The organism is Stenotrophomonas sp. 364, from assembly GCF_009832905.1.
Taxonomy (GTDB): domain Bacteria; phylum Pseudomonadota; class Gammaproteobacteria; order Xanthomonadales; family Xanthomonadaceae; genus Stenotrophomonas; species Stenotrophomonas maltophilia_AP.
Map to the genome: position 1 here is coordinate 694,970 of NZ_CP047135.1, position 14,807 is coordinate 709,776.

Genomic DNA, 14,807 nt, shown 5'->3' on the forward strand with positions numbered 1-14,807 from the left:
CAGCCGGGCAGAGCCCGGCTCTACGGTATGGGGAAAGCAGCCGGGCAGAGCCCGGCTCTACGGTATGGGGAAAGCAGCCGGGCAGAGCCCGGCGCTACGCGCGTGCGGTGGTCAGATGCGCCGCGCGACGACCACGCTGGCCACGGCCAGCACCAGCATGATGGCGTAGGTGAGCAGGTAGCCCAGCATCACGTTGCCCTGCAGGAACAGCGCGAACAACGAACCGGAGATCGCCAGCGTGGTGGCCACGGCCAGCGCTTCGCTCAACTGCAGCGCCGAGGTGTTGGCGCCCTGCTGCGCGGGCGGTGACAGCGACAGGGTCAGCACCGACAGGCTGGGGTAGATCAGGCCCATGCCGAAGCCAGTGAGTGACCAACCGGCCAACGCGAACCACAACGGCGTGGCCGGCTGGATCGCCAGCGACGTGGCCACGATACCCACGCACATCAGCAGCGCGCCGGTGACCAGCAGCTGTTGGCGCGTCCAGCCGCGCTGCTGGTGGCCCTGCAGCCACGAGCCGCTGAACCAGCCCAGTGCGCCCAGGCTCAGTGCCACCCCGGCCAGCAGCGGGCTCAGCCCGCGTTCGCGCTGCAGCAGCAGCGGCAGGAAGGCTTCGCAGCCGAAGAAGGCCGACGCGGCGATGCCCCGCAGCGCGATCACGCTGGGCAGCCCCCGGCGCAACCGCAACGTGCCGGTGGGCAGCAGCTTCCAGCTGCACAGCGCCAGCAGGGCCAACGCCGGTGCCAGCAGCGCCAGGGCGGTCCAGCCCTGTTGCTGGCCGCCGATGTACAACAGCAGGGCGCCGGCAGCGGCCCCGATCGCCCAACGGATGACGCGGTCATCGCAACGCGCAGACGGCGGCGGCGCGCCCACGTCACGCAGGGCGGGGCGCAGCAGCAGGGCCGCCGGCACCGCCAGCAGGGGCACGATCAGGAACACCCAGCGCCAGCCCAGGTGCTGCACGATCAGCCCGCTGATGCCGGGGCCGATCAGCGAGGGCACCACCCAGCCGGCCGAGAACGCCGCGAAGACCCGCGGGCGCATGGCCTCGGGAAAAGTGCGCCCGACCATCACGTACAGCGACACCGAGACCGCACCCGCCCCCAGCCCCTGCAGCAGCCGGCCCAGCACCAGCTGCGGCATGGTGTGCGCGAAACCGGCCAGCAGCAGCCCGGCGATGAAACACACCAGACCGAGCCACAGCGGGCGCGCCGGCCCCAGCCGGTCGCTCCAGCGCCCGGCCAGGGTCATGCCGATCACGCTGGTGGCCAGGGTTCCGCCGAATGCCAGCGCGTACAGGCGCAGGCCGTCCAGGTCGTGGGCCACCGTGGGCATCGCGGCGGCCACGGCCAGCGCTTCGAAGCCGTACAGCGAGACCAGCGCGACCATGCCGATGGTGGTGGCGCGGTAGCGGGGTGACAGGATCGACGGCGTTGGCACGTCGGCGGGGGCCGCGGCGGCGGCGGTTACATCGGAGGACATGCGGGATACCAGGCAGCGGACGGGCAGGGCGTGCTTGCAGTGCATCCCCGCGTCGCGCAGGATGCCACCTGAACCATGGTTGAGGTCAAGCAGTGATCGCGCAGGAACTGAGTGTGGGCGAAGTGGCCAAACGCAGCGGGGTGGCAGTGTCGGCGCTGCACTTCTATGAACGCAAGGGCCTGATCCGCAGCCTGCGCACCGCCGGCAACCAGCGCCGGTTCGCGCGTGATGTGCTGCGCCGGCTGGCGGTGATCCGCGTGGCGCAGCGCGTGGGCATGCCGCTGGAGGCGGTGGCCACCGCCTTTGCGGCATTGCCGGAGAACAAGACGCCGACCAAGGCCGAGTGGGCGCGGATGTCGGCGTTGTGGCGCAGCGAGCTGGACCAGCGCATCGAGCAATTGTTGTTGCTGCGCAACCAGCTCACCGACTGCATCGGCTGCGGCTGCCTGTCGTTGAAGCGGTGCTGGCTGGCCAACCCGGGCGATGCGCTGGGGGACCAGGGCGATGGACCGCAGCGTTGGGGGTGAGGGGGGGGCTTACAGGGCGTGCGGGTTGTCGGGTGGTCGGGTGACGTCATGCGGCGCGCTTGAAACATCTGATGCCGGCCCATCCGGTAGGTATCGACCGTTGGTCGATACGCATCATCCGCCCGCCGCCCCACCTCACCACACGTTGAACACCTGCCCGCTCTGCACGCCTTCCACGCTGCGCAGGTAGGCCAGCGACGCGCGCTGGGCGGTGACCGCTTCAAAGCCGGGGAAGTAGGCGCCGTAGTCGGCCAGGGATTCGACCAGCACGTTCGGGCTGACCACGTTGATGCGCAGCCCGCGCGGCAGCAGTTCGCAGGCGGCGCCACGCGCGAAGCCCTCCAGCGCGGCGTTCACCGCCGTGGCATTGGCACCGTCGCGGATCGGTTGGGCGCTGACGATGCCGCTGGTGAGGGTGATCGAGCCGCCGGCCGTGAGGTGGTGCTGGGCCGCCAGCGCCAGCCGCACCTGGCCCAACAGCTTGTCCTGCAGGCCCACGTTGAACTGCGCCGGGGTCATGGTGCCCAGCGGGCCGAAGTGCAGCTTGCCGGTGGTGGCCACCACCGCGTCCACCGTGCCCACCTGGGCGAACAGGGCCTGCACGCTGGCATCGTCGGTGAGGTCCACCTGCACGTTACCGCCGTGGCGGCCGGCGCGGATCAGCTGGTGATGGGTGCCCAGGGTTGCGGCGACGGCCTGGCCAAGGGTGCCGCTGGCACCAACGAGAAGGATCTTCATGCGGGAGGCTCCAGAAAGGACGTGCAGCCAGTCTGCGCCTGCGGCGGCGGTTCGGTAACCGGCGTATGCTTTGCAGATTGCAAACCAGTGGTTACCAATGGATATCTTGCGCTGCATGCAGGCCTTCGTGGCCGTGGTCGAACACGGCAGCTTCAATGCCGCCGCCGAGCACTTGGCGGTGTCGTCGGTGATGGTCGGCAAGTACATCCAGCAGCTGGAAACGCATCTGGGGGTGCGCCTGCTGCAGCGGAACACGCGCCGGCAGAGCCTGACCGATGCCGGTCGCAACTACCTGGCCGGCTGCCGCAACGTGCTGGATCAGGTGCAGCAGGCGCAGGCGAGCGTGGCCGGCCTGCAGGCCCAGCCGCAGGGCGTGCTGCGGATCAGCGCGCCGGTCACCTGGGGCAGCTGCGTGCTTGCGCCGCTGGTGGCGGAGTACCTGGCCGCCTACCCGCAGGTGACGGTGGAGCTGGACCTGAGCAACCGGCGGGTGGATCTGATCGAAGAGCAGTTCGACGCGGTGGTCCGGATGGGCCGGATCGGCTCGGCCGAATGGGTGGCACGGCCCTTGCCGCCCTATGCGATGCAGATCTGCGCGGCGCCGGCCTACCTGCAGCGCAAGGGCATTCCACAGCACCCCGGCGACCTGCGCGATCACGACTGCCTGACCCACCTGGCTTGGCGCGGGGGTCATGGCTGGCGCCTGCGCGGGCACCCCGAGCAGGACTGGTCGGAGCATTCGCGGCTGCTGTGCAACGACGGCGATGGCCTGCGACGTGCGGCGTTGGCCGGGGCCGGGCTGATCCTGCAGCCGGCGGTGCTGCTGGCCGACGACATCGCCAGTGGGCGCCTGCAGCCGGTGCTGGCCGAGTACCTGCCGGAGCCGCGTCCGCTGCACCTCGTCTACCTGCCTGATCGCCGCCCGCGGCCGAAGTTGTCCAGTTTCGTGGATTTCCTGCTGGACCGACTGACCCGGTAGAGCCACCCCACGGGTGGCTGTCGTGCAATCCGGAGTTCCGTAGCCACCCATGGGTGGCTCTACCGGTTGCCGGGGGCTCAGTCGTTCGCCGCTGACAGCGCCTGGCCGCGCCGGGTCGCCGCGTCGATCGCGCGCGCGACGATGGCCTCGAAGCCGTCGGCCTGGAAGGATTCGATTGCGGCCTGGGTCGTGCCGTTGGGTGAGGTCACCCGGCGGCGCAGTTCGGCCGGGGCGTCGCCGGATTCGTCGAGCATGCGGCTGGCGCCCAGCAGGGTCTGCACCACCAGCGTGCGCGCCGCCTCGGCCGGCAGGCCCTGCGCCACAGCGGCCGCTTCCATCGCCTCGGCCAGCAGGAACACATAGGCCGGGCCGCTGCCGGACACCGCAGTCACCGCGTCCATGCGGGCTTCGTCATCGATCCACACGGTGCGCCCGGCGCTGGCCAGCACGGTATCGGCCTGGATTCGCTGGGCATCGCTCACCGTCGCGGTGGCATACAGCCCGGTTACACCCGCACCGAGCAGGGCAGGGGTGTTGGGCATGGCGCGCACCACCGCCGCGCTGCCGCCCAGCCAGCGTTCCAGCTGCGCACTGGTGATGCCGGCGGCGATGGAGACCACCAGCGGCTGCCTGGCACCGGCCAGGGGCACGAGCGACGCACACACATCGCGCAGCACCTGCGGTTTCACCGCCAGCACCCATACGTCGCCCTGGGCCGCCGCTTCAGTGGCGCTGGCGTAGGTTTTCACGCCGAAGTCGGCGGTCAGCTGTCCGCGCAGGTCGGTGATTGGCTCGGCCACGTGGATATGCGCAGGCGCAACGCCCTGGCGGACCAGCCCGGCGATCAGGCTGCGGGCCATGTTGCCGCCGCCAATGAAGGTAAGTGTGATGGCGCTCATGCAATCTCCGGGTGGTACACGTGAAAGAGAGTCATGCCGGGCGCGGACGCGCGCCGAACAGGGCCGTGCCGATGCGCACCAGGGTGGCCCCATGCGCGATGGCCTCGGCATAGTCGCTGCTCATGCCCATCGACAGCGTGTCCACCTGTGGATGCGCTGCCGCCAGTGTGTCGAACAGCGCACGCATGCGCGCGAACGCCTGCTGGCGGCGCTCGGCCTGGGGCCACGGGGCGGGAATGGCCATCAGCCCGCGCAGCTGCAGGCGCGGCGCGGCAGCGATGGCAGCGGCCAGCGCAGGCACGTCCTCCGGGGCGCAGCCATGCTTGCTGTCCTCGTCGTCGATGTTGACCTGGATGAGCACGTTCAACGGGGCCAGCGCCGCCGGCCGGTGCGCGGCCAACGCCGCCACCAGCTTGGGCCTGTCCACGCTCTGCACCCAGTCGAACTGCCGTGCGGCCAGTTCGGCCTTGTTGGACTGCAGGTGGCCGATCAGGTGCCATTCCAGCCCCAGCGCCGCCAGTGCGTCGATCTTGGCCGCAGCCTCCTGCACGTAGTTCTCGCCGAACGCACGTTGGCCCTGGGCGGCCAGTGCCGCCACCGCCTCGGCCGGCTGGGTCTTGGAGACCGCCAGCAGCAGCGGGTCTGGCCGCCCGGCGGCGGCGGCCGCGTTGTGCAGGTTCAGCAATAGCGTGGACAGGGGCAGCGCGGACACGGGCGTTTTCCGGTAGATCAGGAACGCTATACTGCCGCCCGGGGAAAGAACCTTCCAGTCGCAGCAGTCATGGGGAGTAGCAGCGCATGGATATCGCCGAACTGTTGGCGTTTTCCGTAAAGAACAAAGCGTCGGATCTTCATCTGTCGGCAGGCCTGCCGCCGATGATCCGCGTTGACGGCGATGTCCGTCGCATCAACATCCCGGCCTTGGACCACAAGCAGGTGCATGCGCTTGTGTACGACATCATGTCGGACAAGCAGCGCCGCGATTACGAGGAATTCCTCGAAGTCGACTTCTCGTTCGAGATTCCGTCGCTTGCGCGCTTCCGCGTCAATGCGTTCAATCAGAACCGGGGCGCCGGTGCGGTGTTCCGTACCATTCCCTCGGAAGTGTTGACGCTGGAAGACCTGGCCGTGCCGCCGATCTTCCGCGAACTGATCGACCAGCCGCAGGGCCTGATCCTGGTCACCGGCCCGACCGGTTCGGGCAAGTCGACCACGCTGGCGGCGATGATCGACCACATCAACAAGAACGAATACGGCCACATCCTCACCGTCGAGGATCCGATCGAATTCGTGCACACCTCGCAGAAGTGCCTGATCAACCAGCGCGAAGTGCACCGTGACACGCACGGCTTCAACGAAGCGCTGCGCTCGGCCCTGCGTGAAGACCCGGACATCATCCTGGTCGGCGAATTGCGCGACCTGGAAACCATCCGCCTGGCGCTGACCGCCGCCGAAACCGGTCACCTGGTGTTCGGCACGCTGCATACCAGTTCGGCGGCCAAGACCATCGACCGCATCATCGACGTGTTCCCCGCCGGCGAGAAGCCGATGGTGCGCTCGATGCTGTCCGAGTCGCTGCGTGCGGTGATCTCCCAGGCCCTGCTGAAGAAAGTCGGTGGCGGGCGTACCGCCGCGTGGGAAATCATGGTGGGCACCCCGGCCATCCGCAACCTGATCCGCGAGGACAAGGTGGCGCAGATGTACTCGGCGATCCAGACCGGCCAGCAGATGGGCATGATGACCCTGGACCAGCACCTGCAGGACCTGGTCAAGCGCAGCCTGATCACCCGGAACCAGGCCAAGGAATACGCCAAGGACAAGCGCATCTTCGAATGATGGTAGAGCCGGGCGCTGCCCGGCTTCCTGCACCGCCGGCCGCTGGCCGGCTCCCGGCAATCTTCGGAGCACACCGCAATGAACACCACCAACACGACCATCGACTTCACCTCGTTCCTCAAGCTGATGGCGCACCAGAAGGCGTCGGACCTGTTCATCACCGCGGGCATGCCGCCGGCGATCAAGGTCAACGGCAAGATCTCGCCGATTACCCAGACCCCGCTCACGCCGCAGCAGAGCCGCGACCTGGTGCTGAACGTGATGACGCCGGCGCAGCGCGAAGAGTTCGAAAAGACCCACGAGTGCAACTTCGCCATCGGCCTGTCCGGCGTCGGCCGGTTCCGCGTGAGCTGCTTCTACCAGCGCAACCAGGTAGGCATGGTGCTGCGTCGCATCGAGACGCGCATTCCCACCGTGGAAGAGCTGAGTCTGCCGCCGATCATCAAGACGCTGGCGATGACCAAGCGCGGCATCATTCTGTTCGTGGGCGCTACCGGTACCGGTAAATCGACTTCGCTGGCGGCGATGATCGGCTACCGCAATCACAACTCGACCGGGCACATCATCACCATCGAAGACCCGATCGAATTCGTGCACAAGCACGAAGGTTGCATCATCACCCAGCGCGAAGTGGGCATCGACACCGACAGCTGGGAAGCAGCGCTGAAGAACACCCTGCGCCAAGCGCCGGACGTGATCATGATCGGCGAGGTGCGCACCCGCGAGGGCATGGACCACGCCATCGCCTTCGCCGAAACCGGCCACCTGGTGCTGTGCACGCTGCACGCCAACAACGCCAACCAGGCGATGGACCGCATCATCAACTTCTTCCCGGAAGACCGCCGCAACCAGCTGCTGATGGATCTGTCGCTGAACCTCAAGGGCGTGGTGGCGCAGCAGCTGATTCCCTCGCCGGATGGCAAGTCGCGCAAGGTGGCGATGGAGATCATGCTGGGCACACCGTTGGTGCAGGATTACATCCGCGATGGCGAGATCCACAAGCTCAAGGAAGTAATGAAGGAGTCGGTGCAGCTGGGCATGCGCACCTTCGACCAGAGCCTGTTCGAGCTGTACCAGGCCGGTGAGATCAGCTACGAAGACGCACTGCGCTATGCCGATTCGCAGAACGAAGTGCGCCTGCGCATCAAGCTGTCGCAGGGCGGCGACGCACGCACGCTGTCGCAGGGCCTGGACGGGGTGGAGATCTCGGAAGTCCGCTGACCGCACCGGGCGCGCACCACGCGCGCCCTTGCCCCCGCCCGCCCCGGTGCGCCGGGCTGCGGCGGGATCTGGAAAAACCCCCCGCGCTCTGCGATAGTCGCGCCGTCCCGGATTCCCGGGATACAGGGGGCGCCGGCACCTCGCCGGTAGATGCATTGCAGGTGATCCGCATATGGAAGTGGACGATCCTTACCGTGCGCCGGCAACCATGCCGGTCGCAGCACCACCGTTTTCCCCGGCACCCCGCATCGCCACGCGCGATGTGGTCGCTGCCGCGTACTACTCACCGCCCACGCTGAAACTGGCTTCGCTGTCGCTGGTGACGCTCGGGCTGTACCCGCTGTACTGGTTCTGGCAGAACTGGCGGGCGATCAAGCGCGAAACCGGCGGCACCCAGTGGCCCTGGGCGCGCGCCCTGTTCGCCCCGCTGTGGTCGTTCCTGTGTTTCAGCGACCTGCGTGACATCGCGGTCAGCCGCCGCCGCGAACTGGCCTTCGCACCGGGACTGCTGGCGGCCGTGTACTTCCTGCTCAACCTGGGCGGACGCCTGCCGGGCGGCATGGGGCTGGTGTCGTTGTTGACCTTCGTGCCCCTCCTGCCGATCAACAGCCTGCTGCGGCGCTACCACCGCGAGGAAGGTGTGGACATGCAGCGCATGGACCGTTTCGGGGTGTGGCACATTCTGTTGCTGCTGTTCGGCGCGGGGTTCCTGCTGCTGGGGCTGTTCGGGCTGTCACTGCCGGATACGGAGCGCTGAGGCAGGCATGGGCACGGCGCTGGATTGATGAGCCTGTTTCATTACCACCAGCGATCACGCCGGTTCATTTCCTGCCGTCGGGCGGTTCAGTATGGGCATCCCCCACCGATGCCGTTCCCGCCGGCAGGAGCATCACCATGCAGACACGAGAACTGGGCAACAGCGGCCTGCGCGTTTCCGCGCTGGGCCTAGGGTGCATGGGCCTGAGCTTCGGCTACGGCCCAGCCACCGACACCGGTACCGCCACGACCCTGCTGCACGCCGCCGTGGCGCAGGGCGTGACCTTCTTCGACACGGCCGAGGTGTACGGCCCCTTTCGCAATGAGGAACTGCTGGGCCAGGCGCTGGCGCCGTACCGTGACCAGGTGGTGATCGCCACCAAGTTCGGGTTCAAGGACGGCCACGCCGACGCCGGGCTGGACAGCCGCCCCGAGCGTATCCGCGCGGTTGCCGAGGCCAGCCTGCAGCGGCTGCGCACCGACCGCATCGACCTGTTCTACCAGCACCGCGTGGACCCGAATGTGCCGATCGAGGACGTGGCCGGCACGGTCAAGGAGCTGATCGCCGAAGGCAAGGTGAAGCACTTCGGGCTGTCCGAGGCGGGTGCCGACACCATTCGCCGCGCGCACGCGGTGCAGCCGGTGGCCGCCCTGCAGAGCGAGTACTCGCTGTGGTGGCGCGAGCCGGAGCAGAGCGTGCTGCCGGTGCTGGAGGAACTGGGCATTGGTTTTGTGCCGTTCAGTCCGCTCGGCAAGGGTTTCCTGACCGGCGCGATCAACGCCGACACCGCGTTTGCCGCCGACGACTTCCGCAACAGCGTGCCGCGCTTCGCCGCCGAGGCGCGCCAGGCCAACCAGGTGCTGGTGGATCGGATCAGTGCGATTGCCACCGCCAAGGGCGCAACGCCTGCACAGGTGGCACTGGCCTGGCTGCTCGCGCGCAAGCCGTGGATCGTGCCGATTCCGGGCACCACCAAACTGCACCGCCTGCAGGAAAACCTCGGGGCGGTCGCGCTGCAGCTCAGCGCCGACGACCTGCAGCAGATCGGGGTGGCGCTGGACAGCATCGCGATCGTTGGCGACCGCTACAACGCGGCGCGGCAGAAGCTGGTCGCGCGGTGATTCCCATGCCACGGTGCGCGCGACCAACAGCCGTGCGCTACCGTGCCCGGGTACCGACCGTTGGTCGGTACACCGCTCACCCGCGAATGAACGCCAGCACGTCCCGGTTGATCACCTCGGCATGCGTGGTGCACATGCCATGCGGATACCCCTTGTAGACCTTCAACGTCCCGTGCCTGAGCAGTTTGATCGCCAGCTCGGCCGAGTCGGCAATCGGCACGATCTGGTCGTCATCGCCGTGCATCACCAGCACCGGCACATCGATCTTCTTCAGGTCCTCGGTGAAGTCGGTTTCCGAGAACGCCCTGATGCAGTCGTAGTGCGCGTTGATCGCACCCATCATGCCCTGGCGCCACCAGTTGTCGACCACGCCCTGCTGGACCGGCGCGCCGTCGCGGTTGAAGCCATAGAACGGAATGGGCACCTCGCGGTAGAACGTCGCGCGACCGGCCACCAACTGGGCGCGGAAGCCGTCGAACACCGTCTTCGGGGTGCCGCCGGGATTGGCCTCGCTCTTGATCATGATCGGCGGCACCGCCCCGATGAGGACCGCCTTCGCCACGCGGCCGGGCCTGGCCTGGGCCACGTAACGCGCCACTTCGCCGCCGCCGGTGGAATGCCCCACGTGCACCGCATCGCGCAGGTCCAGGTGGTCGGCCAGCGCGGTGACGTCGGCCGCGTAGGTGTCCATCTCGTGGCCGCCGCTGGTCTGCGAGGACCGGCCGTGGCCACGGCGGTCGTGGGCGATGACCCGGTAGCCCTGCAGCAGGAAGAACTGCAGCTGGGCATCCCAGTCGTCGGCACTGAGCGGCCAGCCGTGATGGAACACGATGGGCTGGCCCTGGCCCCAGTCCTTGTAGAAGAGCTGGGTGTTGTCGGCGGTGGTCAGGTAGGGCATGGCGCGGGCTCCTGCAAGGGAAGAGGGGAGGGTGCGGCGGTACCCTGGCATGCTGCGGCAGCGGGGTGTTCAGCGGGCATGAACGCCGCTGTCGATTTCGCGCCCACCGCCACGTCATGCACAGAGAGCGCCGCCATTCCGGCGGTGCGCCACTCCTGCGAGGCATCCGTCATGAGCGATACCCCTGCCCTGAAAGGCCCGGCGTCGTACTTCCCGTCCATCGAAAAGACCTACGGCCAACCCATCGGGCACTGGCTGGCGCTGCTGGTGGCCCAGGGCGGGCTGAAGCACATGGAACTGGTGGCCTTCCTGAAGACCGAGCACGGCCTGGGCCATGGGCATGCCAATGCGCTGGTGGCCCATCACCTGGCCGCTGCACGGGCCGGGTGAGCACAGCGGGCCGGGCGACAGTGGCATGCTGTGCGGCCTTGCTGCCGACCGGAGTCCTGCCGCGATGCCGCGCTTTACCGAACTACGCGTGCAGTCCAGCCCCGCGGTCACCCGCGCCGGGCGCGTGCTGGAAGGCTTTCCCTTCAGCGCGGACGCCTACCATGTGGCCGCCCTTTTCATGGCCGCGTTGCCACGTGACTACGTGCTTGATGGCGCCAGCCTGCTGACCCTGCAATGCGGGCCGCACGGCGATGAACCGGTCTACCAGCGCTTCCCGGGGGCCAGCGTGGTGTGCGTGGACCCGTTCGATTTTGCCGCTTACGCCGACAGCGACCCGGCAACCCGCGAGCGGGCGGTGCTGGCGCTGATCGAACAGCACGGGTTGGCGCTGATCGACCGCGTCGAGGCCGATCCGGCCCCGTGGCGGGCGGCGGCCGCTTTGGTACGCGCACAGGGCTTCCAGCGCGAGGACGAGGTGGCACGGCTGGGCCGCGCGCTGCCGGGCCGGGCCGGCTGGATCCGGGTCTACCGCGGGCTGGGGGCCGGCGTGGGCGAGCGGTGGCAGGCGCGTGTGCTGGACCGCGGCGGGGCGGTCATCGCCTGCCACCCGATGCGCAGCCCGGCCGCGCTGGACCAGCGCGACTGGTTCAAGCGCTCGGCCTGGGAGCAGGGCGTGTTCGTGGTGCGCCAGCGCCTGGGGGAGGCGGTTTTCACGCTGGAACCGCCCAGCGCGACGGGCCCGGGCAGCAGCTGGATGGCTCTCTGAATGATTTCACCTGCAACTGTCACGCTGATCGTGTCTAATACCGCTCCCCACGCACAGCCCCACCCCCATGTCCCTTGATTCCCATGGCCCCGCGCCGTGCGACGACGCTGACGGCCACCTGGTCACCGCCGGCCCGCTGACCCCGCCGCCGGACAGTGCCGGCACCGTCGCCGATGAAAAAGCGCTGCGCCATTCGGTGGCCGAGGATGTGCAGGGCATGATCCTGGCCACGCTGGTGGCCTCGCTCGGCCTGGCCATCTTCGCCAAGGGCGGGTTGATGATCGGCGGCATGGCCGGCCTGGCGTTCCTGGCGCACTACGCCTTCGACTGGAACTTCGGCCTGGTGTTCGTGCTGGTCAACCTGCCGTTCTACTGGGTGGCCGTGCGCCGGATGGGCTGGGAGTTCACCCTGAAGACGTTCGCGGCGGTCACCGCGTGCGGCGCGCTCACCGACCTGCTGCCGCGCTGGGCCGATTTCGCCCATATCGCCCCGCTGTATTCGGCGCTGGTGGGCGGCGCGCTGGCCGGCCTCGGCATCCTGTTCTACATCCGCCACCGCGCCAGCCTGGGCGGCATCGGCATCCTGGCGGTGTACCTGCAGCGCACCCGCGGCTGGAGCGCCGGCAAGGTACAGATGTCGTTCGACACGCTGTTGATGTGCGTGGCGTTCTTCGTGCTGTCCCCGTCGCAGGTGATGTATTCGGCGATCGGTGCGGTGGTGCTCAGCCTGGTGCTGATGTTCAACCACCGCCCGGGCCGTTACATGGGGGTGTAAGCCCCCCGCATCATCCGGTAGGCGCCGACCGTGGGTCGGCACGCAGGCGTTGCAGCCGGGCGTATACCGGGCAGTCCGGGCTGTGCGCGCCGGGCAGGTAGCCCAGGCTCATCAGGAACTCGCCGGTGATCTCGCCGCCGGTGAAACGGAACGTCTTCTTGAACAGCTTCACCCACGCCGCCTTGTCCTGCGGGTGGTACGCGTCCAGCCACGCCGCGAAGCTGCCGTGGCTGGCGCGTAGCTGCTGGATCACCTGCGCGTTGTGCACTGCTGCGTGCACCTTGAGCCGGTTGCGGATGATGCCGGCATCGTTGAGCAGGCGCTCGATGTCGCGCTCGCCGTAAGCCGCCACGGTATCCACGTCGAAGCCGGAATAAGCCGCGCGAAAGCCCTCGCGCTTCTTCAGGATGGTTTCCCAGCTCAGGCCGGCCTGGTTGATTTCCAGCAGCAGCCGTTCGAACAGCTCGCGCTCGTCGCGCTGCGGGAAGCCGTATTCGTGGTCGTGGTAATGGCCGTGGACCGGGTGGCCGGGGGCGATGAGGCAGTAGCCGCTCATGGGCGTGATTCCTTGTAGGCGGTTTCGTCGATGGTCTGGGCGGGCCCGCCGTCGATGGACAGGCGGGGCCAGCGCGGTGCCTGCAGCTGCAGCTGGCCGTCGCGCAACGCGGTGTTGCCACGGGCGACGCCGTTCGTGCCGTCGCCCTCCGGGAAGGACAGCGTGCCGACGTCCTGCCACCGGCCTGCATCACGGGCATGCACCCGGCAGTAGGCGCGACGATGTGGCGACAGGTTGCACAGCAGCACCTCGTCCACGCCGTCGCTGTCCAGGTCGCGGCGCAGCACCACGCAGTCCTGGCCTACGTCCAGGCAGTCGCTGGTGGCCAGCGTGCGCGCCAGCACGGCCTGCCACCAGTCCGGGTCCGGGGCGGGCAGGCCCTTGGCGAGGGTCAGCTGGCGCTGCAGCGCGGGGAGATCGGCAATGCCATCGTCGATGTCGCCCAGTTGGTTGTCCGGGCCCCACCGCGTGTCGCGGGCCAGCGCGGAGGCGATTACGCCGGCGGCGCGTGCATCCTGGCTGAAACGCGGGTCGCGCTGCAGCGTCTTGAGCGCGTCCACGCCGTGGCGGCCGTAGGCGAAGCGCAGGGTGGTGGCCTGCTCGGCATCGATCGCCGGTGCACCGGCCTGCACGCGCGCCAGCTGGCTGCCGGCACTGATCCGCAGCGGGTCGAGCAGCGGCGAGTTGGCCAGCACCGCGCTGCCCAGCACCGCCCAGCACATCCAGCGGTTCACCGGCTCAAGCCGCTGCAGCCAGCGCGCGCCCGGGCGCAGCACCGCCAGCGCATAGCCCAGTGCGTAGCCGCACACCAGCACCGCCACCAGCGCGCCCCAGAAGCGTTCCGGGGTCCAGCCGTACTGGGCGATGCGCAGGCCCATCGCGTACAGCGCCACGGCGGCGTAGACCGGCAACGCCAGCAGGGCCGCCTCGACCAGCCGGCGCAGCCAGGCCGGGTAGGGCGGCTGGTCGCTGTCGTGCTGGTAGACCGCGTTGACGAACATCACCAGCAGCAGCGACAGGGTGATCAGCAGGCTGGCCGCCGAGCGGGTGCGCCACAGCGGCTCGAGCCCCGTGAACGGCAGGCTGAGCACGAACAGCAGCGCGATGAAGGCCAGCAGCGGCAACAGCCCGCGCCCCACCGCGAACAGCACCGAACGCACCATCTGGATGGCGCGGTGCTGGGTCCGCCCGATCAGCACGCCGAAGCCGAACAGGGTCCCGGTGGCCAGCGCAATGAACGCCGCCTCGCCGAACAGGTCGCGGAAAAAGCGGATAGCCACCAGCTGGAACAGCGCCGCCCACAGCCACAACAGCAGCCAGGTCAGCCCGGTGAAGGCCACGGCCAATGCCAGCGTCAATCCGTTCTGCCAGGCGTGTTCGAACAGGGCCGCGTAGGGCGCACGCCAGTGGCCGTGCTGCAGCCGGAACTGCCACCACGGCAGGCTCACGAACACGGCGATGGCCATGCTGATCGAGAACGGCCACAGCACGCCGCTCTGCTCCAGCCCCGTCGCCCCGCCACCGAGCGTCCAGCCGATGCCGCTGGCCAGGGCCAGCACCAGCAGCGAGGCCAGCCCGGCGTGCAGCCACAGGCGTCGATCACGCAGCTGCACCAGCGTCAGGGCGACGGCGGTGGGCACGCTCAGCACCCAGGCATACCAGCACACGCGGTTGCCGAGAGCGTGGAAGGGCCAGCTGTCGGCGGTTTCCTGCGCGGCGTACAGCATCAGCCCCTGCAGCAATGCGATCAGCACGATGGCGCTGCGCGAGGTGGTGGGGAGTGCAGGGCTGGCAGTCATGCGGTGCGGTCCTTCCTGGGAGGCCTGCATCCTAGCAGCGCTCACGCCCGTGCCCCGGGCCCA

Annotated in this window: 16 protein-coding genes; 9 read left to right on the forward strand and 7 right to left on the reverse strand. The window is 68.7% G+C overall.

Annotated features, from left to right (window positions below):
- Window positions 1-111: 111 nt before the first annotated feature.
- Window positions 112-1,482 carry an MFS transporter gene (locus GQ674_RS03295; protein WP_159495941.1) on the reverse strand — a complete coding sequence of 457 codons (1,371 nt, stop codon included), beginning with the start codon at window positions 1,480-1,482 and terminating at the stop codon, window positions 112-114.
- A gap of 92 nt (window positions 1,483-1,574) precedes the next feature.
- Here GQ674_RS03295 and soxR point away from each other — a divergent pair, with 92 nt between their 5' ends.
- Window positions 1,575-2,009 (forward strand): redox-sensitive transcriptional activator SoxR, encoded by a 435-nt coding sequence (gene soxR / locus GQ674_RS03300; protein WP_201290209.1) that lies wholly within the window; start codon window positions 1,575-1,577, stop codon window positions 2,007-2,009.
- 135 nt (window positions 2,010-2,144) lie between these two features.
- Here soxR and GQ674_RS03305 read toward each other — a convergent pair whose 3' ends face one another.
- Window positions 2,145-2,954, reverse strand: a complete 810-nt coding sequence (locus GQ674_RS03305; protein WP_328803873.1) for a short chain dehydrogenase — start codon at window positions 2,952-2,954, stop codon at window positions 2,145-2,147.
- On the opposite strand from GQ674_RS03305, the gene GQ674_RS03310 reads away from it, so the two are divergent.
- A complete protein-coding gene (locus tag GQ674_RS03310) occupies window positions 2,845-3,726 on the forward strand; it encodes a LysR substrate-binding domain-containing protein (protein ID WP_159495943.1) in 882 nt (293 codons plus the stop codon). The genes GQ674_RS03305 and GQ674_RS03310 overlap by 110 nt on opposite strands.
- Window positions 3,727-3,803: 77 nt before the next feature.
- On the opposite strand, the gene proC is transcribed toward GQ674_RS03310, so the two are convergent.
- Both proC and GQ674_RS03320 read right to left on the reverse strand, forming a co-directional pair.
- The gene (gene proC / locus GQ674_RS03315) at window positions 3,804-4,625 is read right to left on the reverse strand and encodes a pyrroline-5-carboxylate reductase (RefSeq protein ID WP_159495944.1); all 822 of its coding nucleotides are present in this window, start codon (window positions 4,623-4,625) and stop codon (window positions 3,804-3,806) included.
- A gap of 31 nt (window positions 4,626-4,656) precedes the next feature.
- Window positions 4,657-5,337: a YggS family pyridoxal phosphate-dependent enzyme gene (locus tag GQ674_RS03320; RefSeq protein ID WP_201290210.1), complete on the reverse strand. Its 681-nt coding sequence runs from the start codon at window positions 5,335-5,337 to the stop codon at window positions 4,657-4,659.
- Window positions 5,338-5,423: 86 nt separating this feature from the next.
- Here GQ674_RS03320 and GQ674_RS03325 point away from each other — a divergent pair, with 86 nt between their 5' ends.
- The 4 genes from GQ674_RS03325 to GQ674_RS03340 all read left to right on the forward strand — a co-directional run bounded on the left by GQ674_RS03325 (window position 5,424) and on the right by GQ674_RS03340 (window position 9,560).
- Window positions 5,424-6,461 (forward strand): type IV pilus twitching motility protein PilT, encoded by a 1,038-nt coding sequence (locus GQ674_RS03325; RefSeq protein ID WP_070208322.1) that lies wholly within the window; start codon window positions 5,424-5,426, stop codon window positions 6,459-6,461.
- A 78-nt stretch (window positions 6,462-6,539) separates the two neighbouring features.
- A complete protein-coding gene (locus GQ674_RS03330; protein ID WP_159495945.1) occupies window positions 6,540-7,682 on the forward strand; it encodes a PilT/PilU family type 4a pilus ATPase in 1,143 nt (380 codons plus the stop codon).
- A gap of 172 nt (window positions 7,683-7,854) precedes the next feature.
- Window positions 7,855-8,439 (forward strand): DUF4234 domain-containing protein, encoded by a 585-nt coding sequence (locus GQ674_RS03335; RefSeq protein WP_159495946.1) that lies wholly within the window; start codon window positions 7,855-7,857, stop codon window positions 8,437-8,439.
- Between the two features lie 137 nt (window positions 8,440-8,576).
- Complete coding sequence (locus tag GQ674_RS03340) at window positions 8,577-9,560, forward strand: aldo/keto reductase (RefSeq protein WP_159495947.1); 984 nt, start codon at window positions 8,577-8,579, stop codon at window positions 9,558-9,560.
- A gap of 76 nt (window positions 9,561-9,636) precedes the next feature.
- Here GQ674_RS03340 and GQ674_RS03345 read toward each other — a convergent pair whose 3' ends face one another.
- Window positions 9,637-10,458 (reverse strand): alpha/beta hydrolase, encoded by an 822-nt coding sequence (locus GQ674_RS03345; RefSeq protein ID WP_159495948.1) that lies wholly within the window; start codon window positions 10,456-10,458, stop codon window positions 9,637-9,639.
- A 171-nt stretch (window positions 10,459-10,629) separates the two neighbouring features.
- Between GQ674_RS03345 and GQ674_RS03350 the strand changes: the two genes are divergently transcribed.
- The 3 genes from GQ674_RS03350 (at window position 10,630) to GQ674_RS03360 (ending at window position 12,389) form a co-directional block, all read left to right on the forward strand.
- Window positions 10,630-10,848 carry a DUF4287 domain-containing protein gene (locus tag GQ674_RS03350; protein ID WP_159495949.1) on the forward strand — a complete coding sequence of 73 codons (219 nt, stop codon included), beginning with the start codon at window positions 10,630-10,632 and terminating at the stop codon, window positions 10,846-10,848.
- Between the two features lie 64 nt (window positions 10,849-10,912).
- A complete protein-coding gene (locus GQ674_RS03355) occupies window positions 10,913-11,614 on the forward strand; it encodes a hypothetical protein (RefSeq protein ID WP_159495950.1) in 702 nt (233 codons plus the stop codon).
- A 67-nt stretch (window positions 11,615-11,681) separates the two neighbouring features.
- Window positions 11,682-12,389 (forward strand): YitT family protein, encoded by a 708-nt coding sequence (locus tag GQ674_RS03360; protein WP_038690005.1) that lies wholly within the window; start codon window positions 11,682-11,684, stop codon window positions 12,387-12,389.
- A 10-nt stretch (window positions 12,390-12,399) separates the two neighbouring features.
- On the opposite strand, the gene GQ674_RS03365 is transcribed toward GQ674_RS03360, so the two are convergent.
- Together GQ674_RS03365 and GQ674_RS03370 are read right to left on the reverse strand one after the other, a co-directional pair.
- A complete protein-coding gene (locus tag GQ674_RS03365; RefSeq protein ID WP_159495951.1) occupies window positions 12,400-12,945 on the reverse strand; it encodes a DNA-3-methyladenine glycosylase I in 546 nt (181 codons plus the stop codon).
- Window positions 12,942-14,744: a DUF4153 domain-containing protein gene (locus GQ674_RS03370; protein WP_159495952.1), complete on the reverse strand. Its 1,803-nt coding sequence runs from the start codon at window positions 14,742-14,744 to the stop codon at window positions 12,942-12,944. The genes GQ674_RS03365 and GQ674_RS03370 overlap by 4 nt, the downstream gene beginning before the upstream one ends.
- Window positions 14,745-14,807 lie beyond the last annotated feature (63 nt).

Excerpts from the sequence above, each read along its gene's own strand:
- GQ674_RS03325 (WP_070208322.1), top strand. The coding sequence starts at position 5,424 with ATGGATATCGCCGAACTGTTGGCGTTTTCCGTAAAGAACAAAGCGTCG.
- GQ674_RS03335 (WP_159495946.1), top strand. The coding sequence starts at position 7,855 with ATGGAAGTGGACGATCCTTACCGTGCGCCGGCAACCATGCCGGTCGCA.
- GQ674_RS03330 (WP_159495945.1), top strand. The coding sequence starts at position 6,540 with ATGAACACCACCAACACGACCATCGACTTCACCTCGTTCCTCAAGCTG.
- GQ674_RS03370 (WP_159495952.1), bottom strand. The coding sequence starts at position 14,744 with ATGACTGCCAGCCCTGCACTCCCCACCACCTCGCGCAGCGCCATCGTG.
- GQ674_RS03340 (WP_159495947.1), top strand. The coding sequence starts at position 8,577 with ATGCAGACACGAGAACTGGGCAACAGCGGCCTGCGCGTTTCCGCGCTG.
- GQ674_RS03310 (WP_159495943.1), top strand. The coding sequence starts at position 2,845 with ATGGATATCTTGCGCTGCATGCAGGCCTTCGTGGCCGTGGTCGAACAC.
- GQ674_RS03305 (WP_328803873.1), bottom strand. The coding sequence starts at position 2,954 with ATGTACTTGCCGACCATCACCGACGACACCGCCAAGTGCTCGGCGGCG.
- GQ674_RS03365 (WP_159495951.1), bottom strand. The coding sequence starts at position 12,945 with ATGAGCGGCTACTGCCTCATCGCCCCCGGCCACCCGGTCCACGGCCAT.
- proC (WP_159495944.1), bottom strand. The coding sequence starts at position 4,625 with ATGAGCGCCATCACACTTACCTTCATTGGCGGCGGCAACATGGCCCGC.
- GQ674_RS03350 (WP_159495949.1), top strand. The coding sequence starts at position 10,630 with ATGAGCGATACCCCTGCCCTGAAAGGCCCGGCGTCGTACTTCCCGTCC.
- GQ674_RS03360 (WP_038690005.1), top strand. The coding sequence starts at position 11,682 with ATGTCCCTTGATTCCCATGGCCCCGCGCCGTGCGACGACGCTGACGGC.
- GQ674_RS03355 (WP_159495950.1), top strand. The coding sequence starts at position 10,913 with ATGCCGCGCTTTACCGAACTACGCGTGCAGTCCAGCCCCGCGGTCACC.
- GQ674_RS03295 (WP_159495941.1), bottom strand. The coding sequence starts at position 1,482 with ATGTCCTCCGATGTAACCGCCGCCGCCGCGGCCCCCGCCGACGTGCCA.
- GQ674_RS03345 (WP_159495948.1), bottom strand. The coding sequence starts at position 10,458 with ATGCCCTACCTGACCACCGCCGACAACACCCAGCTCTTCTACAAGGAC.